Origin of the sequence: Curtobacterium sp. ER1/6, from assembly GCF_001742745.1 — a bacterium.
GTDB lineage: Bacteria > Actinomycetota > Actinomycetes > Actinomycetales > Microbacteriaceae > Curtobacterium > Curtobacterium citri.
This window is the reverse complement of record NZ_MJAK01000006.1, coordinates 20670-47375: the sequence shown is the minus strand read 5'-3', so window position 1 is coordinate 47375 and position 26706 is coordinate 20670. Positions and strand designations below refer to the sequence as shown.

Below are 26706 nucleotides of genomic sequence, written 5' to 3'. Positions count from 1 at the left end.
CACGTGGAACACCGAACCGGGGAAGAGGCCTTCGTTGAGTTCATCGACCAACTACGACTCGTCGACGCCCCTCGCACGCGAGGTCGCGGACCTGAACCGCAGGCGTAGGGCGATCGCCACGCAGCAGTTCCCGCTCCCCGATGCGACGCGTATCTTCACGGTCTCGAACCAGAAGGGCGGGGTCGGCAAGACCACCACCACGGTGAACCTGGCGGCAGCGCTGGCGCACGGTGGGGCTCGGGTGCTCGTCATCGACCTCGACCCGCAGGGCAACGCGTCGACGGCGCTCGGCGTCGATCACCAGGCCGAGGTCGCGAGCATCTACGACGTGATCGTCGACGAGGCACCGATCGCCGACACCGTGCAGCGCTCCCCCGAGTCGGAGACGCTGTGGTGTGTGCCCGCGACGATCCACCTGGCGGGCGCGGAGATCGAACTCGTCTCCCTCGTGGCGCGTGAACAGCGGCTCCGGACCGCACTCGACCAGTACCTCTCCTCGCTCGAGGAGCCGTACCACTACGTCTTCATCGACTGCCCGCCGTCGCTCGGCCTCCTGACGATCAACGCCTTCGTTGCCGCGCAGGAGGTGCTCATCCCGATCCAGACCGAGTACTACGCACTCGAGGGCCTCAGCCAGCTGCTCCGGAACATCGAGCTCATCGAGCGGCACCTCAACCCGAACCTGCGGGTCTCGACGATCCTCCTGACGATGTTCGACGGTCGGACCAACCTGTCGAACCAGGTCGCCGCGGACGTGCGTGAGCACTTCGGCGACCAGGTACTGGGCGCCGTCATCCCCCGATCAGTTCGGGTGAGCGAAGCGCCGAGCTACGGCCAGAGCGTCGTGTCGTACGACGTCAACTCGTCCGGGTCGTTGTCCTACCTGGAAGCAGCAGCCGAGATCGCAGCACGAGGAGCGAAGCACTGATGGCACCGAAGCGAACCGGACTCGGCCGAGGGATCGGCGCACTGATCCCGACGGTGTCGGACCAGCAGGACCGGCCCGTCGACGTCTTCTTCCCGACGGGTGGCTCGCCGGCATCGGCGCCGACTTCGGGCGGCACCGCCGAGGACCTCGTCGCCGTCCCGGGCGCTCGACTGGCGAACCTCAACCCGCTCGACGTCGTGCCGAATGCACAGCAGCCCCGGAAGGAGTTCCGCGAGGAGGAGCTCCAGGAGCTCGTGCACTCGATCCGCGAGATCGGTGTGCTACAGCCCATCGTCGTTCGCCCGATCCCCGGAGCCGGGGGTACCGAGCCGCAGTACGAGCTGATCATGGGTGAGCGACGGCTGCGTGCGACGAAGGAGCTCGGGCTCGCCACGATCCCGGCGATCGTCAAGGAGACGCCGGACGACGCGATGCTCCGGGACGCGCTGCTCGAGAACCTGCACCGCGCACAGCTCAACGCGCTCGAAGAGGCGTCGGCGTACCAGCAGCTTCTCGCGGACTTCGGGATCACGCAGGAGCAGCTCGCGCAGCGGATCGGTCGGTCACGCCCGCAGATCACCAACACCATCCGTCTCCTCCGCCTGCCCTCCCCCGTGCAGCGCCGCGTCGCCGCAGGCGTCCTGTCGGCTGGACACGCACGGGCGATCCTCGCGGCACCGGACGCCGAGGCGATGGAGTACCTCGCGGAGAAGATCGTCAACGAGGACCTGTCGGTCCGCGCTGCCGAGGCCATCGCGCAGCAGCTCGCCATGAAGGCGCCCGTGAAGGCCAAGCCGGAGCCGTCGAAGCGCCAGGCCCATTTCAACGACCTGGCGGAGCGGATCGGCGATCGGCTGAACACGCGCGTGAAGATCGCGGTCGGGGCTCGCAAGAGCTCGGTGACGATCGACTTCGCCAACGGTGACGACCTCGACCGCATCCTCGGGGAGTTGGGCATCCGTGACGTCACGGAGTGATCCGTCAGCGGCGCTGTACGCCCCGCTGCCGCCGTTTGATGCACCGGGCGTCCTCCGGGTCGCCTGCTGCCCGTAACGGCCCGCAGCGGGCCGACCAGCGACCGGCGATCAGACCCAGGCGGTGCGAGCAGGAGATGTCTGCTCATGTGCGTGGCGTCGCAACGAATGTTCCACGTGGAACCACCCAGGACCACGGCGGGCGGTGGAAGGCCTCGGGCTGCTCGGTGGAGAGCAGTTCCGCGGCCCTCCGGAGGTGGCGCTGTGGTGTCCCCTCGCCCTGGACCCGGTCGACCGCTAGCGTGGGAGCCACCGACGACGGAGGAGGGGCCGTGAGGGAACAGCATCGAGATCGACCGTGGGGCGACGACGCGTTCGAGTATCCGCGGCGCCGCGGTCTGGTCGCGACCGCCTGGAGCATCCTGGTGCGATCGGTGACGACGGTGCTCGCCGGCATCGACGGCCGTGCGCACCCACGGCAGCTTCCGCTCGATCCGCCGCAGGATCGGACCGACCACCGGCCGTGATGCAGCAGTGCTGCGACGTGCTCAGCCTTGCGTGTCGGTCCGGCGGAGCTGGCGCATCTTGATGCTGCCGACGACGGCGAACACGGGCTTGAGCAGAGTCATCTCGAGGAAGCGGTAGTCGTCCGCGAGCACCAGCCGGGTTCCGAGATCCGGGTCCTGGCGTCGGAGGTACATCCGGGCCTTCTCCGCGTGCAGACCGTTCGAGCAGATGCTGATCGCGTCGAGGTCGCCGACGAGTGCGCGAGCCGACGCGATGTTCTCCCACGTCGTCGTGCTCTCGCGTTCCAGGAGGATTCGGCTCCGCCAGCTACCCTCGCGCAACGCCTGGGCAAGGAGGTCAGCCTCGGGTGTTGCGCCGCGCACCGCTCCCCTGCCGGCCGCGACCGGGACCGCGAGATCGTCCTCGACGAGCCGTGCGGCGGTACGAGCGCCGACACGAGCCCCGAGGCGGTGAGCCGGGTGCGCGTGAGGAGCACGGTCCGCGAACCCGAGCGCCAGGACGGTGCGCCGCGCTCGATGCGGTGATCGCGATCAGGACGGTGCGCGCGATCGACGTTCCACGTGGAACATCGATCCGGGACACGATCAGCCGCGGTGGTCGCGGATGGCCTGCTCGGCCAGCTCGGCGTAGGTCCACCCGAGGTCGAAGCCGGAGGCACTGAGTGCCTGTGGGACGAGGGACGTCTCCGTCAGCCCCGGCAACACGTTCGCCTCGAGGAACCACGGGGTGCCCGCCCCGTCGATGATGAGGTCCACGCGGGACAGGTGACGCAGCCCGAGTGCGGCGTGCGCGGTCCTCGCCGCGTCCGCGGCGGCCTGGGCGAACTCGGGCGCCAGACGTGCGGGCGTGAAGAAGGTCGTCTCCCCCGCGTTGTACCGCGCCTCGAAGCCGTAGGGGCCGTTCTTCGGGACGATCTCGACGGCCGAGAGCGCCACGGGGCCGTCACCCGTGTCGATGATCCCCACCGCGACCTCGGTGCCCCGGATGAGCTGCTCGACGACCACGTCGTCGCAGTAGGTGTAGGCCGTGACCATCGCGCGCGGGAGGTCGTGCGGGTCCTCGACGAGTGTGACCCCCTGGGCGCTGCCGCCGCGAGCGGGCTTCACGGCGAGCGGGACCGGGTGCTCGACGGCGATGGCCTCGAGGACGCCGACCGCGCCGAGCTCCCGGAAGACGTCGTGCGACAGCGTGACGGACCGTGGCGTCCGCACGCCGGTACGAGCGACGAGCGCCGACGAGGTGGGCTTGTCCCAGGCGAGACGGGCCGAGGTCGAACGCGAGCCGACGAACGGGATGTCGAGTGCCTCCAGGATGCCCCGCAACGCGCCGTCCTCGCCCGAGGCGCCGTGCAGCGCCGGCCACACGACGTCGGGCCGGTCGTCGCGGAGTGCGGGCAGGAGCCCGGCGTCGGCGTCGCGCAGGTCGACCTTCCAGCCGTACCCCGTCAGCGAATCCGCGACGCGACGCCCGGACCGGAGGGAGACGTCCCGCTCGTGCGAGATCCCTCCCGCGACGACGACGACGTGACGACGGGTGAGCTCGGCCATGCGAGGGTCCTCCGGGTGGTACTACGACGGAAAGTGCTGGTCAGGAGACGTTCGGCGGCGGTGCGACGACCGAGGTGCGCGACTCGCGGACGTTCGATCGGGTGGCGTGGCCGAACGTCTCGAGCAGTTCGAGCTCGTCGTTGACCACGGTCGCGAGGCGCTTCACGCCGAGACGGATCTGTTCGGGCGTCGGGTAGCAGAACGACAGGCGGATGTTGCCGCCCCCGCGTCCGTCGGCGTAGAACGCGGTCCCGGGCGTGTAGGCGACGAGTTCCTTCACCGCGCGCGGCAGCATGCCCTTCGAGTCGAGGGCCTCGGGCAGGGTGAGCCAGACGAAGAACCCGCCGTTCGGCTTCGTCCACGACAGGTCGGGCAGGAACTCCCCCAGGGCGGACAGCATGGCGTCCCGGCGCTCCGCGTAGAGGCCGCGGAAGGTGTCGACCTGGCCCTTCCAGTCGGCGGCGTCCAGGTAGGCGTTCACGACGTACTGGCCGAAGGAGTTCGGGGCGAGGACGGCCGACTCGTTGGCGAGCACGAGCTTCTCGCGGATGGCGTGCGGCGCGAGGGCCCAGCCGACGCGGAAGCCCGGTGCGAGGGTCTTCGAGAATGACCCGAGGTACACGACGCCCTCGTCGTCGATGGACCGGATGGCCTGCGGAGCGGGCTCGTCGAACCAGAGGAGCCCGTACGGGTTGTCCTCGAGCACGAGGATGCCGTTCGAGCGGCAGATGTCGAGCACCTCGATCCGACGCTCCCGGCTCATCGTGACGCCGGCCGGGTTGTGGAAGTTCGGGATCGTGTACAGGAACTTGATCCGCTTGCCCTGGGTCCGGAGGTTCGCGATGGCCTCGCGGAGCGCCTCGGGCACGAGGCCGTGCTCGTCGGTCGTGACGTGCACCGTCTCCGCCTGGTACGACCGGAAGACCCCGATGGCACCGACGTACGAGGGCGACTCGGCCAGGACGACGTCGCCCGGATCGATGAAGAGGCGCGTGACGAGGTCGAGCGCGTGCTGCGACCCCGTGGTGACGACGACGTCCTCGGCGCTGGCGCGGATGCCCTCGAGGCTCATCACGTCGACGATGTGCTCGCGGAGGGACCGCAGGCCCTGTCCCCCGCCGTACTGCAGCGCCATCGCGGCGTCCTCGGCCATCACGCGGTCGATCGACCCGGTGACGAGCTCACGCGGCAGCGCGGAGACGTAGGGCATGCCGCCGGCGAGCGACACCACCTCGGGCCGCGAGGCGACGGCGAACAGGGCTCGGACCTCGGAGGCGCTCAGCCCGGCGGTGCGCTGGGCGTAGGAGTCGTACCAGGGGTCGAGACTGTTGCCGTTCGTCATCGTGAACTCCGTTCAGTGGGACATTCCCGCCACACTACGACATCCGTTGCCGGATCCGCGGTGGGAGGCGGGGGCCGATCCTGAAGCTGTGGCCCTGCCACGCGCAGCCCGCGCCCGGGAACTCCGCGCAGGCCGCACCCGGGCACCACAGGCGAACGACGTCCCGGAACGGCCGACGGCCCCGCTCTCCGGGGAGAACGGGGCCGTCCGGCGGTACTGGGGTGGACTACGCCAGGAACTCGGCGAGGTCGGCCTCGAGCGCCGGCTTCGGCTTCGCACCGATGACGGTCTTGACGACCTCGCCGCCCTTGAACACCTTCATCGCCGGGATCGACGTGATCTGGTAGTTCATGGCCGACTGCGGGTTGTCGTCGACGTTGAGCTTGACGATCTCGATCTTGTCGGCGTGCTCCGCGGCGATCTGGTCGAGGATCGGCGAGACGGCGCGACACGGGCCGCACCACTCGGCCCAGAAGTCGACGAGGATGGTCTTGTCGGACTTGAGGACCTCGTCCGAGAAGGTGGCGTCGGTGACGGCCTTTGCGTTGGACATGTGTGCTCCTTCGAGAAGTTCGGTGGGTACAACGGCGGCGCCGCTGCGGTATTCCGAGGGGGTCAGACCCGTGCGGCCTCGACATCGATCGTCGCGGGCGACTCCGGGGTGACGCCCTCGGCCTGGTCGGTCAGGGCGTCGTCGAGCTCCGCGAGGTACTTCTCGGCGTCGAGCGCCGCGACGGTACCGGAACCCGCGGCCGTGATGGCCTGGCGGTAGGTCGGGTCGATGACGTCACCGGCGGCGAACACGCCCGGCAGGTTCGTCTTCGAGGAGCGACCCTGGACCGCGATCGTGCCCTCGGGCGCGATGTCGATCTGGCCGTGGATCAGGTGCGTGCGCGGGTCGTTGCCGATCGCGATGAAGAGGCCGTCGAGCGCCAGCTCGGACTCCTCGCCGGTGACCGTGTCCTTGAGCGTCACGCCGGTGACCGCGGAGTCACCCTGGATGGCGGTGACCTCCTTGTTCCACGCGAACTCGATCTTCGGGTCGTTCGTCGCGCGGTCCTGCATGATCTTCGACGCCCGCAGGGAGTCCTTGCGGTGGATGACCGTCACCTTGTCCGCGAAGCGGGTGAGGAACGTGGCCTCCTCCATCGCGGAGTCACCGCCGCCGACGACGGCGATGTTCTTCTGGCGGAAGAAGAAGCCGTCGCACGTGGCGCACCAGCTCACCCCGTGGCCGGAGAGCCGCTCCTCGTCGGCGAGGCCGAGGTGACGGTACGCCGAGCCCGTGGCGTAGATGACCGCGAGGGCCTCGTACGTCTCACCGGAGCCGACGGTGACCTTCTTGACGTCACCGGTCAGGTCGACCGAGACGGCGTCGTCGTACAGGACCTCGGCACCGAACTTCTCGGCCTGTTCCTGCATCTTGATCATGAGGTCCGGGCCCTGGATCCCCTCGGGGAAGCCCGGGAAGTTCTCGACCTCGGTCGTCTTGGTGAGCTCGCCGCCGGTCTCGACGCTCGAGGCGACGATGAGGGGCTTGAGCTCCGCGCGCGCGGCGTAGATGCCGGCGGTGAACCCGGCGGGACCGGAACCGATGATGATGAGCTGGCGCATGCCTGGTGCCCTTCCGTTGCGTACTGACCGGGTCAACCCATGGTAGCGGCGGGACATTCCGCCGATCCGGTGTGCGCGCAGGCGGTGGTCAGCGACCGAGACGCTTGCGGAGCATGGACACCGCGCCGGAGACCTCGCCGTTGCGGGCGACGACGAGTGCGCCGAAGTACACGCCCGCCATGACGGCACCCGCGAGCACGATCGTGACGAAGGCCCCGGTGCGGTCGGACATCGCGAACCCGTCCGCCGAGAAGGCGCCGAGCGCGGTCACGACGCCGGCACCGGCGACACCGGCGACGAGCGCGGCCACGACGAACTGCAGGTGCGAGCGGGTGACGACCGGACCCTCGATGCCGTCCAGGCGACGACGGACCAGGACGAGCGCGACGATCGTCTGGGCCGTGCCGGCGAGGGTGGTGCACGCGGCGATCGACACACCGACGACGGACTGCGGGAAGGTGGCGACGGCCAGCGCGCCGACGACGAACAGCACCGACTGCACGCACTGCATGAGGAACGGGGTCCGGTGGTCGTGCATCGCCCAGAACACCCGCTGGATGATGAAGAGCATGCTGAACAGCACGAGTCCGGGCATGTAGGCGAGGAGCACCGCGCCGATGGAGAGTGCCTGGTCGAAGGTGCCGGCGAACATCCGTCCGAACGGCACGGACACGACGATCAGCGCCACGGACGCGAACACCGTGAAGAGCCCGACGATCCGGAGCGAGAGCGACAGGTTGCGGCGGACGGCGTCCAGGTCCCCGCGCTCGGCGTCGTGGCTCATCCGCGTGAAGTACGCCGTCGCGATCGACACCGCGAAGATCGAGTGCGGCAGCATGAACAGGAGCCAGGCGTTCTGCAGCACCGCGTTGCCCGCGGCACCGGTGCCGAGCGAGGCGACGCGCGACTGCACGATCCCGGCCAGCTGCGTCACGAGGATCATCGCGAAGAGCCACCCTGCCGCCGTGCCGGTCGCCTTCAGGCCGACGCCGCGCCAGCGGAAGTCCGGCCGGAACGACAGGCCGGCGCGCTTCCAGAAGAACGGCAGGAACGCGGCCTGTGCCAGCACCCCGAGCGAGGCGCTGCCCGCCAGCACGGCGATCTTCAGCGGGGTCCAGGCACCCACCGAGGAGTTCAGTTCCTGGCCGCCGAACATGGCGATGAACACGACGAGACCGGCGATCGCGATGACGTTGTTCAGCAGCGGTGCCCACGTGAAGGGGCCGAAGACCTGCTTCGCGTTGAGGACCTCGCCGAGGAGCGAGTACAGCGCGTAGAAGAGGATCTGCGGCAGGCACCAGAAGGCGAACGCCACCGCGAGGTCCGTCTGGGCCGGCGTGAAGCCCTTGCCGTCGCCGCTGGCCTGCTGGCTGTACAGCCAGACGAGGAACGGCGCGACGAGCGTGGCGACGACCGCGATGACCACGAAGACGGTGGCGCCGAGCGTCACGATCTTGTTGACGTAGGCCGTCCCGCCGTCGCGGCTCTGCTGCATCGACCGGACGATCTGCGGGATGAGCACCGCGGAGAGCAGGCCGCCGGCGATGAGCGCGTAGATGTTGTTCGGCAGCTGGTTCGCGAGTGCGAAGGCGTCGGCACCCGGCGAGTGGGCCTGGCCGATCGCGAACGCGAGGACGAACGTCTTGCCGAAGCCGAGGACGCGCGACAGCATCGTGCCCGCCGCGAGCATCGCACTCGCCCGTCCGAGGTTCCGCTCGGCCGCGGGCTCCGCGTCGACGGCGGGCTGCTGCTGCGTGCTGATGGTCGGCTCCTCGGGTCCACGGTCGGGATCGACGACGGGTTCGTCGCGCGCTCCGGCCTGGAGGCGCGGCGCACCCCCGTCGTGCACGGTCGCGTCCGCAGGACGCGGACCCGCCTGCTGCGGTGCGGCTCGTGTGGGAGCCGTCACGGTGGTGGTACCGGCCGCAGCGGCGGCGGGAGCCGCCTGCGCGACGGTGGGCGTGCCTCCCGTCCGGCGGGGCGCACCGGGGGCGTCGGGCTGGACCTCGAGCGGCCGGTTCGGGTCGTCGTCGTCCTCGTCGTCGAGCTCGCCGTTGCGGCGGCGGATGCGCTTCCGGACGCTGCGGAAGATGCCGAAGCCGAACAGGGCGACGAGGCCGATCGCCGCGACGGCGGTGATGACGGTCTCCCACTGCGCCTGCACGTTGAGCACGACGGTGGACGGCTCCGAGATCGTGACGCCGGTCGGCGTCGTCAGCGACATCGTCAGCGTGACCTTGCCGTTGGCGACCGACCGGACCGGGACCGTCGTGCGGGTGGACGACTGCGGCTGGAGCTCGACCACGATGTCGTTGCGGACGATGCGCAGGGCGGAACTCGACGGCTGCACCGTGAGGCGCACCGTGACCGGGTACTCGGACCGGTTCCGGATCGACACCGGCAGCGAGGAGCGGTCCCCGAGCAGCGTCAGGGAGCTCGAGTCCGGGATGCTCACCTCGTTCGTGGTGCGCGTCCAGTCCCGGGCCTGTGCGTCCACGGCCGTCGAGAGCGCGTCCGGTTCCGCCCGCCAGGCCTCGGAGGCGAGGGCGAGCAGGTCCAGGCGTGCGGGTGCGGTGACCTCGAGCGGGTCGTCGACGGCGGACGCGAAGCCGGTCAGGTCGCGCTCGGCGTCGACGAGGCGACGGAGCTGCGCGAGACGCTGCTCGCCGTCGTCGGCCGGGGCGAGGGTGAGCGAGCCCGCGGTCGCCTTCGCCGCCGTCGACAGGTCGGCCGGCGCGACCCACGGCGTCCCCTCGATCGCGTCGAGCGCCTGGCCCAGCCGCGCGGAGTCGTTCGGCCAGTCGCGCCCGAGGGTCAGCAGGACGGGGCTCGTGGCGGAGCCGGCCCGTGCGGCGGTCGCCATGGTGGCGGTGAGCTCCGCCATCGCCGTGTCCCAGCGCTGCTGGTCGGTGGCCCCGGCTGCGTCACGCAGCAGGGCGGACATGCCCTGGTCGGAGACGAGCACGCGCTGGTCGCCGATGCGCTCCGACGCGGCGACGGTCGTGTCCGGACCGGCGGAGGTGTTGCCGCTCGAGACGATCGTGGTCGCCGCGCCGGCCTTCGCCAGGGCGGGCAGGTCGTCAGTGGCGACGGTGCCCTCGACCGGCCAGGAGACGTCGTCGAGCGACCAGGGGAAGTCGAGCAGCTCCCTGGTGGTGGGGAGGGTCGGTGCCGGGTCGGTGCCGGTGCTGCCGGCGGTGGCGTCGTCGGACGGGGCGGGCGCGTCGGACGGCGACGCCGTGTCGCCCGGGACGGCGGAGGCCGTGGGATCCGTCGGGGTCGGCGTCGGGGTGCTCGCGCCGGGGAAGTGGTCCTCGTCGACCTGCTGGTCGAGGGAGATGACGCCCGGGATGCCGTCCGCGCCCGCCTGCCGGAGCCCGGTGACGTCGGCGTCGGCCCACGGCAGCGCGAAGGTCTCGTTGCGGAGCCCCTCGAGCCGGTCGAGCCAGGCCGTCGCCGTCGACGGGGCGTCCTGCCCGAGGAGTCGGATCGACGCGATGATCCGCGGGTCGACCGCCACCGCGACGTTGTGGTCCTCCGCTGCGTCGAGCTGCTGCTGGAGCGTGCCGTCGACGGACGTCGCGGCGGCCAGGGCGTTCGCCCCGATGACCCCGTCGGGGGTGGCGGGGAGCGTGACGGGCATCGCGACCGAGACGCCGAGCGGGGCCTGCTGGAAGTCCGGGTACCAGGTGACGGCGGACCGCGCGACGGCGGTGGTGTCGCCCGCGGTGTACTCGGCGGCGATGCGTCGGGCCCCGAAGGACGAGTACCCGCCGAGTGCGACGTTGCCGGGCACGATGGTCACCGTCTGCGTCACCGTCCGGTGCGCCGGGACCGCCGCGACGTCCACCGTGTCCATCGGAGCGCCGAGGTAACCGGACGTGCTGGTGTCGTCGAGCCAGTCGGCGAGGACGTCGCGCGTGCTCTCGGACCGGAAGATGTCGAGCTCGGCCCGCCCGGCGGGGACGTCCCGGTCCGTGTCGTTCGTGACGGTGAGGGTGAGCTCGAGGTCCTCGTCGCGACGGACGATCCCGCGGTCCGCCGGCGCGATCGAGACGGTGGTCCGACCCTGGTCGGCGGCCGTCGGCTCGGCCGTGCGGGTGGTCGTGCCGGAGGCCGCGGTGTGCGTCGTCGAGGTCCCCGCCGCCAGCACGACGTCGGTGGCCGCGGGCGTGCTGACGAGACCGATGGCGACGAGGGCCGTCGCCGCGGCGGCGAGCGTGGAGCGGAGGATCTGCATACGAGGGAGGCCCGAGGGTCGGTTCCGGCCGAGCACGAGTGTACGAGGGGCAGACGGGGACGATCCCGTGGGCGCTCGGTCCGTGCAGAACTCGTGGACGGTCTTCTGGGAGGATGAGGTCCGTCATGCAGTCCGTTGCCCAGGCCGTCGAACGACTCGACGCACTCGCCGCCACCGAGCCCGTCGCCCTCCTCGCTCGGTCCTTCGCCGACGCCGGACACGAGCTGGCCCTGGTCGGTGGACCGGTGCGCGACGCCTTCCTCGGCCGCCCGGTGACCGACCTCGACTTCACCACGGACGCCACCCCCGAGCAGACGCTCGCGATCGTCGAGCCGATCGCGAGCGCGACCTGGGACGTCGGTCGGCAGTTCGGCACGATCGCCGCACGCATCCGCGGCGAGCAGGTCGAGATCACGACCTACCGCAGCGACGTCTACGACGGCGAGACGCGCAAGCCCGAGGTCGCGTTCGGCGACACCATCGAGGACGACCTGCTCCGACGGGACTTCACGGTGAACGCGATGGCGCTCCGACTCCCCCAGCGCGAGCTCGTCGACGTGCACGGCGGCGTCGAGGACCTGCTGGCGCAGCGCCTGCACACGCCCCAGGCCGCACCGGTGTCGTTCCGCGACGACCCGCTGCGGATGATGCGGGCCGCGCGCTTCACCGCACAGCTCGGCTTCACGGTGTCCGACGAGGTCCGGGACGCCATGACCGCGCTCGCCGACTCGATCGACATCGTCTCCGCCGAGCGCGTGCGGGACGAGCTGGTCAAGCTGCTGGACACGTCGGACCCGGTCCCCGGGATCCGGCTCCTCGTCGACACCGGCCTGGCCGAGCGGTTCCTGCCGGAGCTGCCGGCGATGCGGCTCGAGATCGACGAGCACCACCACCACAAGGACGTCTACGAGCACTCGCTCACCGTGCTCGAGCAGGCCATCGGGTACGAGGCCGAGCGGCACCCGGGCGAGGCGCCCGACACGGTGCTGCGGCTCGCGGCGCTCCTGCACGACATCGGCAAGCCGGCCACCCGGAAGCTCGAGCCCGGCGGAGCGGTGAGCTTCCACCACCACGACCTGGTCGGGTCGAAGCTCGCGAAGAAGCGACTCCGGGCGCTGCGCTTCGACAACGACACCATCGCCGCGGTCGCCCGCCTGATCGAGCTGCACCTGCGGTTCTTCGGCTACACCGAGGGCGCCTGGACCGACTCGGCCGTGCGCCGGTACGTGCGGGACGCGGGTCCCCTGCTCGAACGGCTCCACGAGCTCACCCGCTCCGACGTGACCACCCGGAACCGGCGGAAGGCCGACCGGCTGGGCTTCGCGTACGACGACCTCGAGGCGCGCATCACGACCCTGGCCGACCAGGAGGAGCTCGACGCGATCCGGCCGGACCTGACGGGCGACGACATCATGCGGATCCTCGACATCTCGCCGGGACGCGCCGTGGGCGAGGCGTACCGCTACCTGCTCGAGGTCCGGATGGACGAGGGCCCCCTCGGTGCGGACGAGGCCGAGGCGCGCCTGCGCGCCTGGTGGGCCGAACGCGACGCGACCGCCTGACAGGCCGCGACCGCCCGCGACCGCCGGATCGGACACGACCGCCTGGCGGGCCGGAGCCGCTCTGCACAGCCGGTGGCGCGCCTCCAGGCCGTGAGCTAGGCTAGTGGGGTTGTTCACGCGCTCCTGCGTGTCCGGACACATGCATCAACCCTCCTGCTCCGGGAACCGCCCGGAGCCGCCGAGACCAAAGGAGGTGGGTTCCGCATGCACCAGTACGAACTGATGGCGATCCTCGACCCCGAGATCGACGAGCGCACCGTCGCTCCCAGCCTGGACAAGTTCCTCGCGGTCATCCGCAACGACGGTGGCACCGTCGACAACGTGGACGTCTGGGGCCGTCGTCGCCTGGCCTACGAGATCGCGAAGAAGTCCGAGGGCATCTACGCCGTCGTCGACTTCACCTCGAGCCCCGAGGCCGCCAAGGAGCTCGACCGTCAGCTCGGTCTCTCCGAGGCCGTGCTCCGCACGAAGGTCCTCCGCGCAGAGGAGGCGATCGCCCAGGTCGCCGCCCAGAAGCAGCGCGACGAGGCCCGTGCGGCCCGCAAGGCCGCCAACGCGACCGCGACCGCCGAGTAGCTCATGGCCGGCGAAACCGTCATCACGGTGGTGGGCAACCTCACCGCGGACCCCGAGCTGCGCTACACGCAGAACGGGCTCGCGGTGGCGAACTTCACCATCGCATCCACCCCTCGCACGTTCGACCGTCAGGCGAACGAGTGGAAGGACGGCGATGCGCTGTTCCTCCGGGCGAGCGTGTGGCGCGAGTTCGCCGAGCACGTGGCGGGCTCGCTGACGAAGGGCATGCGCGTCATGGCGCAGGGCCGTCTGCGTCAGCGCTCCTACCAGGACCGTGAGGGCCAGCAGCGCACGAGCATCGAGCTCGAGGTCGACGAGATCGGCCCGTCGCTCCGCTACGCGACCGCACAGGTCACCCGTGCCGCGGGTGGCTCCGGTGGCGGTCGTGGCCAGGTCGGTGGCGGCAACGCCTCCGGTGGCCAGGGCGCGGGCGGCGGCGGCTGGAACGGCAACAACAACGGCGGCGGTCAGTCGGACGCACCGTGGTCGCCCCAGGGCGGCCAGCAGGGTGGCAACGCACAGTCGAACGACGTGTGGAGCCAGCCCGGTGGCTCGTACGACGACGAGACCCCGTTCTGATCCTCAGCGGTCTGACGGACACACAACTTCTTCTTCTCTAAGGAATCACAATGGCTGGAAAGAGCACCGGCGACCGCCGGAAGCCTCGCGGCAAGGGCGGCAAGAACGCCGCTCCCGCGAAGTCGATCAAGGTCGGCGTCATCGACTACAAGGACGTCGCGACCCTGCGCAAGTTCATCTCGGAGCGTGGCAAGATCCGCGCCCGTCGCATCACCGGCGTCTCCGTCCAGGAGCAGCGCCTCATCGCCCGTGCCGTGAAGAACGCCCGTGAGATGGCGCTCCTCCCCTACGCCGGCTCCGGCCGCTGATCGGAGGACTTCCCATGTCGAAGCTCATCCTCACCCACGAGGTCTCCGGCCTCGGTTCCGCCGGTGACGTCGTCGACGTCAAGAACGGCTACGCCCGCAACTACCTCATCCCCCAGGGCTTCGCCGTCGCGTGGTCCAAGGGCGGCGAGAAGCAGGTCGAGTCGATCCGTGCGGCCCGTGCCGCTCGCGAGCTTGCCACCATCGAAGAGGCCCAGGACCTCAAGATGAAGCTCGAGAACGCGACCATCAAGCTGACCGTCAAGGCCGGCAAGGACGGTCGTCTGTTCGGGTCCGTCCGTCCGGGCGACGTCGCCGACGCCGTCCAGGCGCAGGGCGTCGGCTCGCTCGACAAGCGCAAGGTCGAGGTCCCCGCGACCATCAAGACCGTCGGTGACCACGAGGCCACCGTCCGCCTGCGCGAGGACATCACCGCCGTGATCTCCCTCCAGGTCGTCGCCGCCAAGTAGGGCAGCGCCACCACCGTCGAAGGGCGGGTCTCCTCCGGGAGGCCCGCCCTTCGTCGTGCCCGCGGGTCGCGTCCGTCGGACGGCCGGGTGTGCACGTCGATTTCATCGCCGACGCGTACTGCGGAACTCCAGGTGAACAACCCTCGAACACCCCCGTTCGGGGGCATCCTCGCCGGTACCGTCGTCTCGGCTTCCGGTTCCGGAGGCGAACGACATCGAGACCAGGAGCACGACATGCCCAACTTGAACGTCACCTACGGCGAGATGCAGGACGCCGCGACCCGCCTCGTGAACGGTGAGCAGGACATCACCTCGAAGCTCCGTGAGCTGAAGGCCCTCGTCGACTCGCTGATCAGCGGCGGCTACGTCACGGACCAGTCGTCCGTCGCGTTCGGCAGCTCCTACCAGGAGTTCAACGACGGTGCGACGAAGACCATCGAGGGTCTCGAGGGCATGTCGATGTACCTCAACAAGGCGGCCGAGGCGCTGCAGCAGACCGACCAGGAACTCGCGAACGCCATCAAGTAGCGCGGGACACCGGGCGGTCGGTCCCCGACCGCTCCGGACGACGGGCGGCCCCCTCGCGGGCCGCCCGTCCCACCTTCCACCGGACCACCGGACGGGCAGCGATCGGGAGCACCCATGGCAGACCTCATCATCACCAAGGCCGTCCTCGAGGACTCGGCCACCAAGTTGCAGCACATCTCGGACGAGCTCGAGCACCAGAAGTCGGACGACCGCGCCCTGACCGAGGTCTACGGGCAGCACGACGTGCAGAAGGCGATGCACGACTTCTCCGGCGACTGGAAGATCCACCGCAACAAGATGAAGGGCGCCGTGAAGGACCTGCACGACAAGATGCAGAAGTCCGTCGAGCACTGGTCGGCCCTCGAGCAGGACCTGTACGACAAGCTCACGACCGAGTCGCACCCGACCGACGGGGCGGCCGCCTGATGCCCGCCCGCGGAGGGAACTGGGCGCTCGTCGGCGAGGCCTCGGACCCGATCGTCGCCGACACGCAGGTCGTGCACGAGCTCGTCGACTACTACCGGTCGATCGCGGACGAGATCCGGAGCGAGGCCGACGTGCTGAAGCGCATCGGCGAGGGCGACCAGTCGCAGTTCAAGGGCGAGTCCGCCGACGCGGTCCGGAAGAAGAGCGGCGAGGTCGCGTCCTCGCTGCAGAAGATGTCCGGCCGCTACGACGCCGTCCGAGACGCCCTGACCGGGTACCTGCCGTCGCTCGAGACCGCACTCGACGAGTCGGCGGCGGCGCTGCGCGAGGCGGAGGACGCATCGGCAGCGGGATCGCGCGCCGCGAGCATGGCGGACCCGTCGCAGGGTCGGGCGCAGGACGCCCCGCCGTTGACCGCCGATGAGCAGGGGGCCGTCGACGCGAAGCACCGCGCGACGGACGACGCCCGCGCGGGAGCCGACGCCGCGACCGCGAAGCTCCGACGGGCCGTCGACACCCTGAACGGTGCCGGGCGCCAGGCGGCGTCGACCATCCGTGCGGCCTGGGACGACGGCCTGCACGACACCCTCGGCGACAAGATCAAGGCGTTCTTCTCGAAGCTGCTGAAGATCCTCGTCAAGATCTTCACGTACATCGGCATCGCTCTCGCGGCGCTCGCGATCCTCATCCCCGGGGTCGGGATCCTGACCTTCATGGCGGCCGTCGCGGCGTCGGTGACCCTCGTCGCGAACATCACGCTCGCGGCGATGGGCGAGGGCTCGTGGCTCGACGTCATCACCTCGGCGGTGGGGCTCGTGCTGGTCGGGGTCGGCGGGGCCCTGACGAAGGCGGTGTCGACGCTCAAGACGGCCGGCCTGGCGAAGGGCACGGTCGGCCTGCAGAAGGACACCCTGTCCAAGCTCCAGGGGCTGCAGCGTGCTCGCGACCTGAAGATCGACGAGGCGCTCGGCGCGAAGGACTTCTCCGCCTTCAAGAACGCGCGCGAGAGCCTGGCGACGATCAAGAAGGACATCACGGCGGCCGAGGGCAGGCTCGACCTGGCCAGGACGAAGAACGTGGTCGACGGCTTCAAGGAAAAGCCGAACTGGTGGCACCCGGGCAAGGCCCTGTGGAACGAGGACAAGGCGAAGATCGCCGACGTCTTCGGCAAGGGCGGCAAGGGCTGGCAGTGGGAACGGCTGCTCAGCGTCGACCGGCAGATCGAGATGACGAAGATGCAGAAGGAGATGTGGTCGAAGTACGGCGTCGCGATCGCCGCGTCGCCGACGTGGCACTCCTGGGCGTCCGGCGGGCGCGTCATTGCCAGCTGGGCGAACACCTTCGCCTACGGGCAGGGCATCAAGCCGACCGGGTGGGGCACGGACCAGGAGCGCGTGCCGGGCTACAAGGACGCGACGGGAGCGCTCACCACGCCGTGAGCGCCGTGTGCGTCCGGGAACCGGTCCGTCTTCCGGGGGACACCGGGCCGGTTCCCGCACCACGACACGCCGATACCCGTCGGTCTCCCCGGCGCAGTGTCATGTGAATACCGCTCGGCATCGGCCGCACTGCGCCGCCGATGTTCTGGAATGTGCACATCAGTGTGCAGACCTCTGACTGGACCGCGTCGAGAAATGTACCCCCCGAGATCGTTCCGCTCTGGAATAACGTTCCGGGTGTCCCTCGACCGGGGGGCGCGACGAACGACAGGAGCAGGCCATGCCCAACTTGAACGTGACCTACGGCGAGATGCAGGACGCCGCGACCCGACTCGTGAACGGTGAGCAGGACATCACCTCGAAGCTGCGTGAGCTGAAGGCCCTGGTGGACTCGCTCATCTCCGGTGGCTACGTGACCGACCAGTCGTCGGTGGCGTTCGGGAGCTCGTACCAGGAGTTCAACGACGGTGCGACGAAGACCATCGAGGGGCTCGAGGGCATGTCGATGTACCTGAACAAGGCGGCCGAGGCGCTGCAGCAGACCGACCAGGAACTCGCGAACGCCATCAAGTAGCGCGTCCTGCGCCCCGGTCGACGCTCCCGTCAGCGACGTCGACCGGGGCGTTCCCGTTCCCGATCCCCGTCTCCCCCGGAGGTACCCGTGCCTGACCTCGTGATCAGCCAGGAGCTCAGCGACAGCGCTGCGAAGGTGCACGCCATCAACGACGAGCTCGAACACCAGAAGTCCGACGACGGCCAGTACCACGGCGTCTTCGGCGAGTCCCACCTGCAGGACGCCTTCTCGGACTTCAGCGGCGACTGGAAGCTCCACCGCGAGAAGATCCGCAAGAACGTCGACAAGCTCGACAAGAACCTGCAGAACTCGATCGAGACCTGGACCGACCTGCAGCAGCAGCTGAAGGACGGCCTGCAGTCGCACGAGGAGACGGCCTGATGGCGGGCCGCGCAGGCGACTGGGCCGCGCTCGACGAGGCCGGCGACCCGATCACGACGCAGCCCGCGAAGGTGCTCGAGCTCGCGGCCTTCTACCGCGACATGGCGGAGCAGATGGAGACCACGGCCGCCACGCTCGACAAGGTCGGCAGCGGCGACGAGGGCGTCGGCAAGGGCGAGTCCGTCGACGGCATCCGCAAGCGGGCGAAGGACGTGTCGGGCTCCCTGAAGCAGATGACCGGACGCTACCGGGCCGCCGGCGAGGCGCTGCAGGGGTTCGCGAACGCGGTCGGTGACGAGGCCGACCGGTCGGCGGGCACCGTGATGGGCACCTCGTGGCAGGCACTGCAGGACGCGATCGCCGCGAAGGGCGACCTCGGTTCGGCGCAGGGGCTGGCCGACCCGGTCGCCGCGGCGGAGCAGGCCGGCACGGAGCCGACCCCCGAGGACACCTCGGACAGCCAGAAGCGCGCCGAGCGGATCTCCGGTGCCGAGGGTGCGGTCGCGGCGGCGAAGCGGAAGCTGCAGGACGCCCGCGACCAGCTGACCTCGGCGGGTCAGCGGGCCGCGAGCACCATGCGCGGTGCCTGGGGTGACGGGCTGCACGACTCCGGTTGGTACAAGTTCATCCACATGCTCATCAAGATCCTGACGATCATCGGGATCGTCCTGGCGGTGTTCGCGTTCCTCATCCCGGGCCTCGGCATCGGGGCGATCCTCGGGGCGATCTCCGCGGGGATGACCCTGATCGCGCAGGCGGCCACGTTCGCCATGGGCGAGGGCAACGTCTTCGACCTCGTGATGGCCGTCGTCGGCGTCCTGACGCTCGGGCTCGGGACCGCGATCACGAAGGTCACCTCGACCGCGGTGAGCAACGGGATCAAGGCCACCAAGGGTGCGATGACCTCGAAGTTCGCCGGGGCGAGCAAGAAGGCGCACGAGGCCGTCGGCGTCCGGAAGGACCAGCTGCAGGCGCTGAAGCGGGACCGCGCGAGCCTCGACCGGCGGCTGCACCAGCCGATGTCGTCGGCGCAGACGCAGACGATCACGAAGCAGCTCGACGGGCTGCAGGCACAGATCAGCAAGGCGACGAGGGCACTCGAACGGGCCCGAGGTCGTCGTGACGCCGTCGACGTGGAGTGGATCGGGACCGAGGCGTCGTTCGCGGCGAAGTTCGCCGACAACCCGAACTGGTGGAACGTCACGAAGATCCACAAGGTGATCGCCAACGACGCGAAGCTCGTGAAGAAGCAGTTCTGGACCGAGGTCGGTACCCGTGGTGGTCTCAAGGACTGGGGCGAGCGTTTGGGTGGTGTCGACTTCCAGTTCACCCGCGACCGCTTGCATGACTTCGAGAAGCTGAACCGGCTCCGGTCGGGTGTCACCGCGGCGCCGTGGTACCACGCCGGCGCGAACGGCTTCATGAGCGCCTGGGGCAAGGGCAACGCGATCGCCGGCCTGGTGATCGGTCCGATCGGCATCGGTGCGGACCAGTCCCGCCCGTGGTCGGACTGGGTGGCCGAGCACAAGCACCCGGTCACCGACCTGCCGACCGTGCCCGCCGCGCAGCGCTGAACCGACCGGAGGACCACCATGACGACCGCCACCGTCTCGTCGAGCATCACCACCGACGGCGCCACCTGGCTCCTCGTCCCGCACCCGGACGAGGCCGACCCGGCCTGGCGGGCCGAGACGCTCGACCTCTTCGACGCCGTGGCACGGCTGGACCGCGAGGACGGACGGCCGTCCGGCGCGGAGCTCGACGGGCCGGGTGCCCTCGCGACGCTGCTGGAGCACCGTGCGGCGCTCGGCCCGGGGCAGCGCCTGGTCGCCTCGCTCGTGGTGCCCGGCAACTGGCCGCTGCCGGTCGTCGTGACCGTCGGACCGTCCGAGGGCGGCACCGCCGAGCTCCTCGACCTGGCCGGGGCGACCGGCGGCCTGCCGGTCGAGCCCCCGTCGGTGGACGAGCTGCCGGAGCACGTCGGCGGCGAGGGGCCCGTCGTGATCCGCTACGACCTCGACGACGCCGGGGCGATCTGGTCCACGGTCACCGCCGTGCGTCGCGCGGACGGGGTCGACACCCACGTGCGGTGGCGGACGACCGACCTGGCGCTCGTCCCGGTGTTCGCACCGGTCGTCGTCGAACTCCTGGCAGCCGTCGAGAACGAGGTGCACGCATGACCGGACCCACCGCATCGTTCCTGGTCGTCGTCCCGCCGGGGTGGGCACGCCTGCCCGCCGGCGAGGACCAGCGCGCCGAGCTCGGCGAGACCGTCCGGGCCGTGATCGCCCGCGCCCTGCCGGACGACCTGCCGCGCGACCGGGCCGAGCCGCTCCGGCAGGAGATGCGCAAGCGCCTGACGTCCGCGGTCGTCGAGGCCGGCGACAGCGGCGCGACCGCCGTCTACATGCCGGTCCAGCCGGTCGACGGGTACACCCCGCCGGTGTCGATCATCGAGTCCGAGGTCGACGACGAGAGCGAGGAGGCGCCCGAGCAGGTCATCGCCCAGCTGCTCGCCGACGCCCTGCCGACCCGGCGCGACCCCGACGACACGGGCCTGCGCGAGGTCGACGGCGGGATCGCGGCCCGCACCGAGCAGACCGTCCGCCGCGCCGACGTCGCGACCGAGATGCCCGGCATCGGTGACGACCTGCCCGTCGTCGACGACCGCCAGGTGACCTACACGATCCCGGTCCCCCACCGTCCCGGACGCTGGGTGCTCATGTCCTTCTCGGCGATCAGCCGGACGGACCCGGAGGACCCGGAGGCAGCCGACCGGCTCACCGACGCCCTGGTGATGCTGTTCGACGCCGTGATGACCACCTTCCGCTGGACGGACGTCCCCGGTGCCGAGCCGACCCCGCTCGAGCGCCGGATCACCGAGATCGCCGAGGCGCGCGCATGACCTGGTCCTTCCTGACGCCGGAGTCGCACCTGCTGGTGACCATGTCGGTCGTGGTGCTCCTCGCCACCCTGGCCCTCGTGGTCCCGACGATCGTCGCGCTCCGCCGCCGGACCTCGACGGACGCCCTGGCCTGGGCCGACCAGGTGCGTCGCGACCCCGCGGCCGCGTGGGCGGTCGACCGGGTCCTGCGCGCGGTGGACGCATCGTGCGCCGCCGCGAACGTGCTGTTCCCGGGCGCGGTGCGCATCACGATCGGGACCACCGTCCGCATCGACGTCGCCTCGCCGACGATCGCCCCGCCCGCGCCGTGGACGGCGACGCCCGACGGGCGCACGTGGTCCGCCCCGACGTGGGCGCTCCAGGCGGTGCCGCTCGCGGGCGGCGCGCCGGTCGAGTTCGCGACGGTCGTGTCGTTCGGCACGGACCGGGACGACACCGTGCTGGTCGACCTGCGCCGCGTGGGTGGGATCCTCGCCCTCCGTGGTGAACCGGCCGCCCGCGAGGCCCTGCTGGTCCGCCTGGTCGAGCAGCTGCAGACCGCCCCCTGGGCGGTCGGCACCACCGTGCTCGGCGTCGGAACGGGCACCCGGACGGGCACGGCGGTGTCGGTGCGCGATGCGATCGCGGCGGTCACGGCGGACGCGACCCCGGGCCTCCTGGTCGTGTCGCGGGTGCCCTCCGGCGAGGACGGCCGGGAACTCGCCCGACTGCTCGAACGGCCGGGCGGCCGGTGGGCCTGCATCGCGGTGGCCCCGCACCCGCTCGCCCGCTGGACGATCGAGGCGCGACGCGACGGCACGCACGTCTCCGACGTCCTCGGCACGCTGCAGTGGGCCGGCCTCGGCCGGTCGGTCCCGGTCGACCCGGCCGCGGGAGCCGACACGACGCAGCGCGACGACGTGCCGGCGGAGGCCTGATGCGGGTCGTCGTCACCGTCGTCGACGACGGCACGGGTGACACCTCGGACGTCCTCGTCGACGCCGCGGGGCGGACGCCCATGCGGAGCGTGGTCGACGCGCTCGTCCGCCGGACCGGCGGTGCGCCGATGCCCGCCGACGCGCCGGACGGGGACGTCCCGTTCGAGCGCAGCGGACTGGTCGACGGCGCGGTCCTGCACGTGGGCGGCGCGGTGCGCCCGGAGCCCGAGCACGGTGTCGTGCACCTGCTCGTGGTGGGCGGGGTCGACGCCGGCCGCGTGCGCCGGCTGTCGCCGGGCACGGTCCGGATCGCGCTGGCCGACGACGGTGCGGCCGCGGTCGGAGCCGACGCCGACGGACGACCCGGCCTGGAGGCACGCACCGCGTTCGACGGGTCGGTGACGGTCCGCCTCGCCCCGGCCGAGGACGACGGTGCGCGCCCGGCGGACGAGCCGGTGCCGGCGCTCGAGGACGAGCCCGTCACCGACGCGTGGACCGCCTGGCCGCCCGGGGCCCTGGTGCGGTTCGGCGACACGGTGCTCAGCGTGCGCCCGGTCGAGGTGGTCGACCGGATGCTGCTCCGGCCGCCGGACTCCGGGCAGCTCGACTTCAACCGGCCGCCACGGCTGCTCCCGCCGTTCCTGAAGACGGACTTCCGGATCCCGAAGCCGCCGGTCGCCCCGCAGCGCTCGGCCATCCCGTGGATCATGGTGTTCGTGCCGGCGATGTTCGGCATCGTGATGGCGACGGTCTTCCACTCGCCGTTCTACCTGCTCTTCGCGGCGATGACGCCGATGATGGTCATCGGCCAGACCATCAGCTCGCGGCGCACCGGCAAGAAGAGCCACCGCAAGCAGCTCGCCGAGCACCGGGAACGGGTCGCGGCGCTCGAGGCGGCGATCGAGCAGGCCGTGCTCGACGAGCGGGACCAGCGGCGGACCTCGTCGCTCGACGCCGCGTCGCTGCGGGTCGTCGCGACGACCCCCGGGCGGCGGCTGTGGGAGCGTCGGCCCTCGGACGGCGACCACCTGCACGTGCGGATCGGCACCGGCGACCTGCCGTCGAGCGTGACGGTCGTCGACGACCGCGACCTGGACGGACTGGCGCACGAACCGCGCACGACCCGCGGGGTGCCCGTCACGGTGCCCCTCGCGGAGATCGGTGTGCTCGGCATCGCCGGGGCCGGGGAGTCCCCGCGGGAGCTCGGGCGGTGGGTGCTCGGGCAGCTCGCGGTGACGCAGAGCCCGCGCGAGGTGCAGTTCGTCGTGCTCACGGCGCAGCAGCACGTGCCGGCGTGGGCGTGGACGCTCTGGCTCCCACACCTCCGGCCGACCGGTGGGCAGGAGGCGCTCGCGCTCATCGGAGCCGACGGCGAGACGATCGGTCGCCGCCTGGCCGAGCTGACCCAGGTGCTCGCCGAACGTCGGGCCGAGCGACAGAAGAACGGCTTGAACCGGTCGCGGTTCTCCCCCGAGATCGTCGTCGTGCTCGACGGCGCACGTCGGCTCCGCGCGATGCCCGGCGTGGTCGGGCTGCTCCGCGACGGGCCCGCGTGCGGCATCCGCCTCGTGTGCATCGACGAGGAGGAGTGGCAGCTCCCGGAGGAGTGCGTCGCGACCGTGGCGCACCGGAGCCCGACGCAGCTCGTGCTCCGTCGGCAGCTCGCCGCCCCGGTCGAGCTCGTGCTCGCGGACCGTGTCGGGGACGACTGGTTCGACGACGTGGCGCGCGGGACCTCGCCGCTGCGCGACACCAGCGGGTCGGACGGCGACGGGCTGGTGCCCGACGCAGCGCGGCTGCTCGACGTCGTGGACCTGCCGCAGCCGGACGGCGCGACCGTCGCCGAGCGGTGGGCCGGGTCCGGCACGAGCACGGCCGCGGTCGTGGGCGTCGGCATCGACGGCGCGTTCGAGCTCGACCTGGTGAAGGACGGTCCGCACGGGCTCGTCGCCGGCACCACGGGCTCGGGCAAGTCCGAGTTCCTGCAGACCCTCGTGGCGTCGCTCGCGCTCCGGAACCGACCGGACCGGATGACGTTCGTTCTCGTCGACTACAAGGGCGGTGCGGCCTTCAGCGTCGCGTCGGACCTGCCGCACACCGTCGGGCTCGTCACCGACCTCGACCAGCACCTGGTCGAGCGGGCGCTGCGGTCGCTCCGCGCGGAGCTCACCCGCCGCGAGCACATCCTGGCGGCGTCCGGCGCGAAGGACATCGAGGACCACGAGGCGCACCTCGCCCGTGGCGGTGCCGGCGAGCAGATGCCGCGGCTCGTGCTCGTCATCGACGAGTTCGCGGCGATGGTCACCGAGCTGCCGGACTTCGTCACGGGCCTCATCGGCATCGCCCAGCGGGGCCGGTCGCTCGGCGTGCACCTGATCCTGGCGACCCAGCGGCCCGGCGGCGTCGTCGGCCCGGACATCCGCGCGAACACGAACCTGCGCGTCGCGCTGCGCATGACCGACTCGGGCGAGAGCACCGACGTCATCGACGTCGCGGACGCCGCGCGCATCCCGAAGAGCGTGCCGGGGCGTGCGTACGCGCGCCTGGGGCACTCGTCGGTCGTGCCGTTCCAGTCGGCGCGCGTCGGCGGTCGGTGGGCCGGTGAGGAGGACCCGGCCACGGGCCTCCCGTTCGTCCGCGTGCTCGACTGGCGCGACTTCGCCACCGCACCGCCCACCCGCCCGTCGCGCAGCGACAGTGCGACCGCCGCAACCGACCTGTCGGTGCTGGTGCAGGCGATGGGCGACGCCCGCGACCGCCTCGGCATCGGGCGGGTGCACAGTCCGTGGCTGCCGCCGCTGCCCGAGCTGCTGCCGCTCGCCGAGGTGGCGTCGGCCGCCGTCGGGACGCGTCGTGCGGCGGCGTCCTCCGAGGAGGGGCTGCGCTTCGCGGTCGGTCTCGAGGACCTGCCGGACACGCAGGAGCAGCGCGCCGCGGAGGTCGACCTCACCCGCTTCACCCACCAGTTCGTCGTCGGCGCCCCCGGTTCCGGGCGGTCGTCGGCCCTCCGCAGCCTGGCGGCGTCGGCGGCGCGGGCCGTCCCGTCGTCCGACCTGCACCTCTACGCGATCGACTGCGGGAACGGGGCGCTCGCGTCGCTGCAGCAACTCCCCCACTGCGGCGCCGTCGTCCAGCGCACGCAGGTCGAGCGCGCCACGCGGCTGATCGACCGCCTGACACGCGAGACCGCGCGTCGGCACGACCTCATCGCGGCGGCGTCGGCCGCGGACATCACCGAGCAGCGGCTGCTCGCGCCCGAGGGCGAACGCCTGCCGCACGTGCTCGTGCTCATCGACCGGTGGGAGAACTTCACGACCTCGCTCGGCGAGGTCGACGGCGGCGCCCTGACCGACGCGGTGCAGTCGATGCTCCGCGACGGCGCGGCCGCCGGCATCCACGTCGTGGTGTCCGGCGACCGGTCACTGCTGGCGTCGCGGATGTCGACGCTGACCGACGACAAGGTCGTGCTCCGTCTGACCGACCGGCTCGACTACTCGCTGGCCGGCATCAACCACCGGAAGCTGCCCGCGTCGATCCCGCCCGGTCGCGGGTTCCGGGCCGAGTCCGGCAACGAGGTGCACTTCGCGACCCTCGGCACCGACGTCTCCGGGCAGGGACAGACGACCGCGGTGCGGAACCTGGCGGAGGAGCTGCGCGCGGCGTCACCGGTCCCGCCGTCGCCACGCCCCTTCCGGGTCGACGCGATGCCGAAGGACCTGGACCTGGACGCCGCACTCGCGCTGTCGTCCGCGCCGGAGCCGCAGCCGATGGTCGCCGTGACCGGAGTGGGCGGCGACGACATGGAGCTGCAGACCGTCGACCTGTCCACCGGTGGCGGCACGTTCGTCGTCGCGGGCCCCTCGCGCTCCGGACGGTCGACGATGCTCGCCGCCATGGCGCGGTCGCTGCTCGTGGGTGGGACGTCGCTCGTCGTGCTCGCGCCGCGGCCGGGGCCGGTGCGGGACCTCGAGGGGCTGCCGGGCGTCCGAGCGGTGTTCAGCGGGGACGACGTGACGCAGGAGCAGCTCGAGCCGGTCCTGGCGGCGGACGGGACGCCCCTGGTGCTCGTCGTCGACGACGGTGAGCTCCTGATCGACTGCTCGGCGGCGCGGTGGCTGCGGGACTGGGGTCGGGCGGCCGTGGACAACCGGCAGGGGATGCTGCTCGGCGGCAACACGACCGGATTGGCGGCCGGGTTCGGCGGGTGGCAGGTCGACGCGAAGAAGAACCGCCGCGGTGCCCTGCTCTCGCCGCAGGACACCCTGGCCGGTGACCTGATCGGCGTGCGGATCGCGCGGTCGTCGATCTCGTCGCGGATCGTGCCGGGAGCGGCGTTCGTGCACCTCGGTACGGGGCTGGCGTCGACCCTGCAGGTGCCGATGGTGCCGGCCGGGACGCGGGCGGGGTCCGAGTCGGTCGCGCTCGTCTGAGCTTGTGGATTCGCTCGTCTGGCCTGACGGGTTACCGGTCGCGGCGGTCCGCCGATCCTGGGAGCAGCCCGAGAACGCCCAGGACAACCATCGCTGTTGTCAAGCGGTTCTGCACAGTTCTCGGGGCCGATCCCACAAGGTTCAAGGTGCACTTGAAGCCCGGTTTTCCACACATCGTGTGGAACAGGAAACCCCAGGTCAAGCGGTCGAACATGTGTTCCCACGGGTGGTTGTCCACACGTTCGTCCACAGTTGTCCACACGCCGGTCCGGCGTGTTCCGCAGACAGTCCACAGAGTTGTCCACAGGTGCGTTTGCTGGGGATAACTCTGTCCCCGTAGCTTGGCCCAGCGACTCGGCGACAGCAGGGGTGTCGGTCGTCCGGGGTAGAACAGCCGGTGCGGACCGCGGTCCGTGCCAGTACCGACAAGAGGGAGTCCGT

At 71.2% G+C, this 26706-nt stretch carries 24 protein-coding genes; 18 read left to right on the top strand and 6 right to left on the bottom strand.

Annotated features, from left to right (window positions below; translation table 11 throughout):
• Window positions 1-34 precede the first annotated feature (34 nt).
• The 3 genes from Cus16_RS10610 to Cus16_RS16360 all read left to right on the top strand — a co-directional run bounded on the left by Cus16_RS10610 (window position 35) and on the right by Cus16_RS16360 (window position 2429).
• Window positions 35-928: a ParA family protein gene (locus tag Cus16_RS10610; protein ID WP_069712637.1), complete on the top strand. Its 894-nt coding sequence runs from the start codon at window positions 35-37 to the stop codon at window positions 926-928.
• The gene (locus tag Cus16_RS10605) at window positions 928-1905 is read left to right on the top strand and encodes a ParB/RepB/Spo0J family partition protein (RefSeq protein WP_069712636.1); all 978 of its coding nucleotides are present in this window, start codon (window positions 928-930) and stop codon (window positions 1903-1905) included. The genes Cus16_RS10610 and Cus16_RS10605 overlap by 1 nt, the downstream gene beginning before the upstream one ends.
• A 329-nt stretch (window positions 1906-2234) precedes the next feature.
• A complete protein-coding gene (locus Cus16_RS16360) occupies window positions 2235-2429 on the top strand; it encodes a hypothetical protein (RefSeq protein ID WP_141718938.1) in 195 nt (64 codons plus the stop codon).
• Between the two features lie 21 nt (window positions 2430-2450).
• Here Cus16_RS16360 and Cus16_RS10600 read toward each other — a convergent pair whose 3' ends face one another.
• From Cus16_RS10600 to Cus16_RS16900, 6 genes are all read right to left on the bottom strand, one after another.
• Window positions 2451-2927 carry an ElyC/SanA/YdcF family protein gene (locus Cus16_RS10600; protein WP_069712635.1) on the bottom strand — a complete coding sequence of 159 codons (477 nt, stop codon included), beginning with the start codon at window positions 2925-2927 and terminating at the stop codon, window positions 2451-2453.
• Window positions 2928-3014: 87 nt separating this feature from the next.
• Complete coding sequence (locus Cus16_RS10595) at window positions 3015-3977, bottom strand: D-alanine--D-alanine ligase (protein ID WP_069712634.1); 963 nt, start codon at window positions 3975-3977, stop codon at window positions 3015-3017.
• 40 nt (window positions 3978-4017) lie between these two features.
• Window positions 4018-5319 (bottom strand): PLP-dependent aminotransferase family protein, encoded by a 1302-nt coding sequence (locus Cus16_RS10590; protein ID WP_069712633.1) that lies wholly within the window; start codon window positions 5317-5319, stop codon window positions 4018-4020.
• Between the two features lie 226 nt (window positions 5320-5545).
• Window positions 5546-5872: a thioredoxin gene (gene trxA, locus Cus16_RS10585; protein ID WP_022832611.1), complete on the bottom strand. Its 327-nt coding sequence runs from the start codon at window positions 5870-5872 to the stop codon at window positions 5546-5548.
• Between the two features lie 62 nt (window positions 5873-5934).
• Complete coding sequence (gene trxB / locus Cus16_RS10580) at window positions 5935-6933, bottom strand: thioredoxin-disulfide reductase (protein ID WP_069712632.1); 999 nt, start codon at window positions 6931-6933, stop codon at window positions 5935-5937.
• An 88-nt stretch (window positions 6934-7021) separates the two neighbouring features.
• Window positions 7022-11173, bottom strand: coding sequence for a DUF6049 family protein (locus Cus16_RS16900; RefSeq protein WP_223246587.1), 4152 nt, complete (start codon window positions 11171-11173; stop codon window positions 7022-7024).
• 125 nt (window positions 11174-11298) lie between these two features.
• Between Cus16_RS16900 and Cus16_RS10570 the strand changes: the two genes are divergently transcribed.
• The 15 genes from Cus16_RS10570 to Cus16_RS10500 all read left to right on the top strand — a co-directional run bounded on the left by Cus16_RS10570 (window position 11299) and on the right by Cus16_RS10500 (window position 26265).
• Window positions 11299-12735, top strand: coding sequence for a CCA tRNA nucleotidyltransferase (locus tag Cus16_RS10570; protein ID WP_069712733.1), 1437 nt, complete (start codon window positions 11299-11301; stop codon window positions 12733-12735).
• A gap of 204 nt (window positions 12736-12939) precedes the next feature.
• Complete coding sequence (gene rpsF / locus Cus16_RS10565; protein ID WP_069712631.1) at window positions 12940-13311, top strand: 30S ribosomal protein S6; 372 nt, start codon at window positions 12940-12942, stop codon at window positions 13309-13311.
• Between the two features lie 3 nt (window positions 13312-13314).
• A complete protein-coding gene (locus tag Cus16_RS10560; RefSeq protein ID WP_069712630.1) occupies window positions 13315-13890 on the top strand; it encodes a single-stranded DNA-binding protein in 576 nt (191 codons plus the stop codon).
• A 50-nt stretch (window positions 13891-13940) separates the two neighbouring features.
• The gene (gene rpsR / locus Cus16_RS10555) at window positions 13941-14198 is read left to right on the top strand and encodes a 30S ribosomal protein S18 (RefSeq protein WP_017887834.1); all 258 of its coding nucleotides are present in this window, start codon (window positions 13941-13943) and stop codon (window positions 14196-14198) included.
• 14 nt (window positions 14199-14212) lie between these two features.
• Window positions 14213-14665: a 50S ribosomal protein L9 gene (gene rplI, locus Cus16_RS10550; RefSeq protein WP_069712629.1), complete on the top strand. Its 453-nt coding sequence runs from the start codon at window positions 14213-14215 to the stop codon at window positions 14663-14665.
• A 234-nt stretch (window positions 14666-14899) separates the two neighbouring features.
• Window positions 14900-15193, top strand: a complete 294-nt coding sequence (locus tag Cus16_RS10545) for a WXG100 family type VII secretion target (RefSeq protein ID WP_058748771.1) — start codon at window positions 14900-14902, stop codon at window positions 15191-15193.
• A gap of 114 nt (window positions 15194-15307) precedes the next feature.
• The gene (locus Cus16_RS10540) at window positions 15308-15619 is read left to right on the top strand and encodes a hypothetical protein (RefSeq protein WP_069712628.1); all 312 of its coding nucleotides are present in this window, start codon (window positions 15308-15310) and stop codon (window positions 15617-15619) included.
• Complete coding sequence (locus tag Cus16_RS10535; protein ID WP_069712627.1) at window positions 15619-17058, top strand: WXG100 family type VII secretion target; 1440 nt, start codon at window positions 15619-15621, stop codon at window positions 17056-17058. Before Cus16_RS10540 ends, Cus16_RS10535 begins: the two co-directional genes overlap by 1 nt.
• Window positions 17059-17338: 280 nt before the next feature.
• Window positions 17339-17632, top strand: coding sequence for a WXG100 family type VII secretion target (locus tag Cus16_RS10530; protein ID WP_058748771.1), 294 nt, complete (start codon window positions 17339-17341; stop codon window positions 17630-17632).
• 87 nt (window positions 17633-17719) lie between these two features.
• Window positions 17720-18013 carry a hypothetical protein gene (locus tag Cus16_RS10525; RefSeq protein ID WP_069712626.1) on the top strand — a complete coding sequence of 98 codons (294 nt, stop codon included), beginning with the start codon at window positions 17720-17722 and terminating at the stop codon, window positions 18011-18013.
• Window positions 18013-19587: a hypothetical protein gene (locus Cus16_RS10520; RefSeq protein WP_069712625.1), complete on the top strand. Its 1575-nt coding sequence runs from the start codon at window positions 18013-18015 to the stop codon at window positions 19585-19587. Before Cus16_RS10525 ends, Cus16_RS10520 begins: the two co-directional genes overlap by 1 nt.
• 18 nt (window positions 19588-19605) lie before the next feature.
• Window positions 19606-20193 carry a hypothetical protein gene (locus Cus16_RS10515; RefSeq protein WP_069712624.1) on the top strand — a complete coding sequence of 196 codons (588 nt, stop codon included), beginning with the start codon at window positions 19606-19608 and terminating at the stop codon, window positions 20191-20193.
• On the top strand, window positions 20190-20918 hold the full coding sequence (locus Cus16_RS10510; protein WP_069712623.1) for a hypothetical protein: 729 nt from the start codon (window positions 20190-20192) through the stop codon (window positions 20916-20918). Before Cus16_RS10515 ends, Cus16_RS10510 begins: the two co-directional genes overlap by 4 nt.
• A complete protein-coding gene (locus Cus16_RS10505) occupies window positions 20915-21835 on the top strand; it encodes a hypothetical protein (protein WP_069712622.1) in 921 nt (306 codons plus the stop codon). The genes Cus16_RS10510 and Cus16_RS10505 overlap by 4 nt, the downstream gene beginning before the upstream one ends.
• On the top strand, window positions 21835-26265 hold the full coding sequence (locus Cus16_RS10500; RefSeq protein WP_069712621.1) for an FtsK/SpoIIIE domain-containing protein: 4431 nt from the start codon (window positions 21835-21837) through the stop codon (window positions 26263-26265). The genes Cus16_RS10505 and Cus16_RS10500 overlap by 1 nt, the downstream gene beginning before the upstream one ends.
• Window positions 26266-26706 lie beyond the last annotated feature (441 nt).

Excerpts from the sequence above, each read along its gene's own strand:
- Cus16_RS10540 (WP_069712628.1), top strand. The coding sequence starts at position 15,308 with ATGGCAGACCTCATCATCACCAAGGCCGTCCTCGAGGACTCGGCCACC.
- Cus16_RS10595 (WP_069712634.1), bottom strand. The coding sequence starts at position 3,977 with ATGGCCGAGCTCACCCGTCGTCACGTCGTCGTCGTCGCGGGAGGGATC.
- Cus16_RS10530 (WP_058748771.1), top strand. The coding sequence starts at position 17,339 with ATGCCCAACTTGAACGTGACCTACGGCGAGATGCAGGACGCCGCGACC.
- Cus16_RS10535 (WP_069712627.1), top strand. The coding sequence starts at position 15,619 with ATGCCCGCCCGCGGAGGGAACTGGGCGCTCGTCGGCGAGGCCTCGGAC.
- Cus16_RS10545 (WP_058748771.1), top strand. The coding sequence starts at position 14,900 with ATGCCCAACTTGAACGTCACCTACGGCGAGATGCAGGACGCCGCGACC.
- Cus16_RS10605 (WP_069712636.1), top strand. The coding sequence starts at position 928 with ATGGCACCGAAGCGAACCGGACTCGGCCGAGGGATCGGCGCACTGATC.
- Cus16_RS10505 (WP_069712622.1), top strand. The coding sequence starts at position 20,915 with ATGACCTGGTCCTTCCTGACGCCGGAGTCGCACCTGCTGGTGACCATG.
- trxA (WP_022832611.1), bottom strand. The coding sequence starts at position 5,872 with ATGTCCAACGCAAAGGCCGTCACCGACGCCACCTTCTCGGACGAGGTC.
- Cus16_RS10590 (WP_069712633.1), bottom strand. The coding sequence starts at position 5,319 with ATGACGAACGGCAACAGTCTCGACCCCTGGTACGACTCCTACGCCCAG.
- trxB (WP_069712632.1), bottom strand. The coding sequence starts at position 6,933 with ATGCGCCAGCTCATCATCATCGGTTCCGGTCCCGCCGGGTTCACCGCC.
- rplI (WP_069712629.1), top strand. The coding sequence starts at position 14,213 with ATGTCGAAGCTCATCCTCACCCACGAGGTCTCCGGCCTCGGTTCCGCC.
- Cus16_RS16900 (WP_223246587.1), bottom strand. The coding sequence starts at position 11,173 with ATGCAGATCCTCCGCTCCACGCTCGCCGCCGCGGCGACGGCCCTCGTC.
- rpsF (WP_069712631.1), top strand. The coding sequence starts at position 12,940 with ATGCACCAGTACGAACTGATGGCGATCCTCGACCCCGAGATCGACGAG.
- rpsR (WP_017887834.1), top strand. The coding sequence starts at position 13,941 with ATGGCTGGAAAGAGCACCGGCGACCGCCGGAAGCCTCGCGGCAAGGGC.
- Cus16_RS10500 (WP_069712621.1), top strand. The coding sequence starts at position 21,835 with ATGCGGGTCGTCGTCACCGTCGTCGACGACGGCACGGGTGACACCTCG.
- Cus16_RS10560 (WP_069712630.1), top strand. The coding sequence starts at position 13,315 with ATGGCCGGCGAAACCGTCATCACGGTGGTGGGCAACCTCACCGCGGAC.
- Cus16_RS10515 (WP_069712624.1), top strand. The coding sequence starts at position 19,606 with ATGACGACCGCCACCGTCTCGTCGAGCATCACCACCGACGGCGCCACC.
- Cus16_RS10520 (WP_069712625.1), top strand. The coding sequence starts at position 18,013 with ATGGCGGGCCGCGCAGGCGACTGGGCCGCGCTCGACGAGGCCGGCGAC.
- Cus16_RS10570 (WP_069712733.1), top strand. The coding sequence starts at position 11,299 with ATGCAGTCCGTTGCCCAGGCCGTCGAACGACTCGACGCACTCGCCGCC.
- Cus16_RS10510 (WP_069712623.1), top strand. The coding sequence starts at position 20,190 with ATGACCGGACCCACCGCATCGTTCCTGGTCGTCGTCCCGCCGGGGTGG.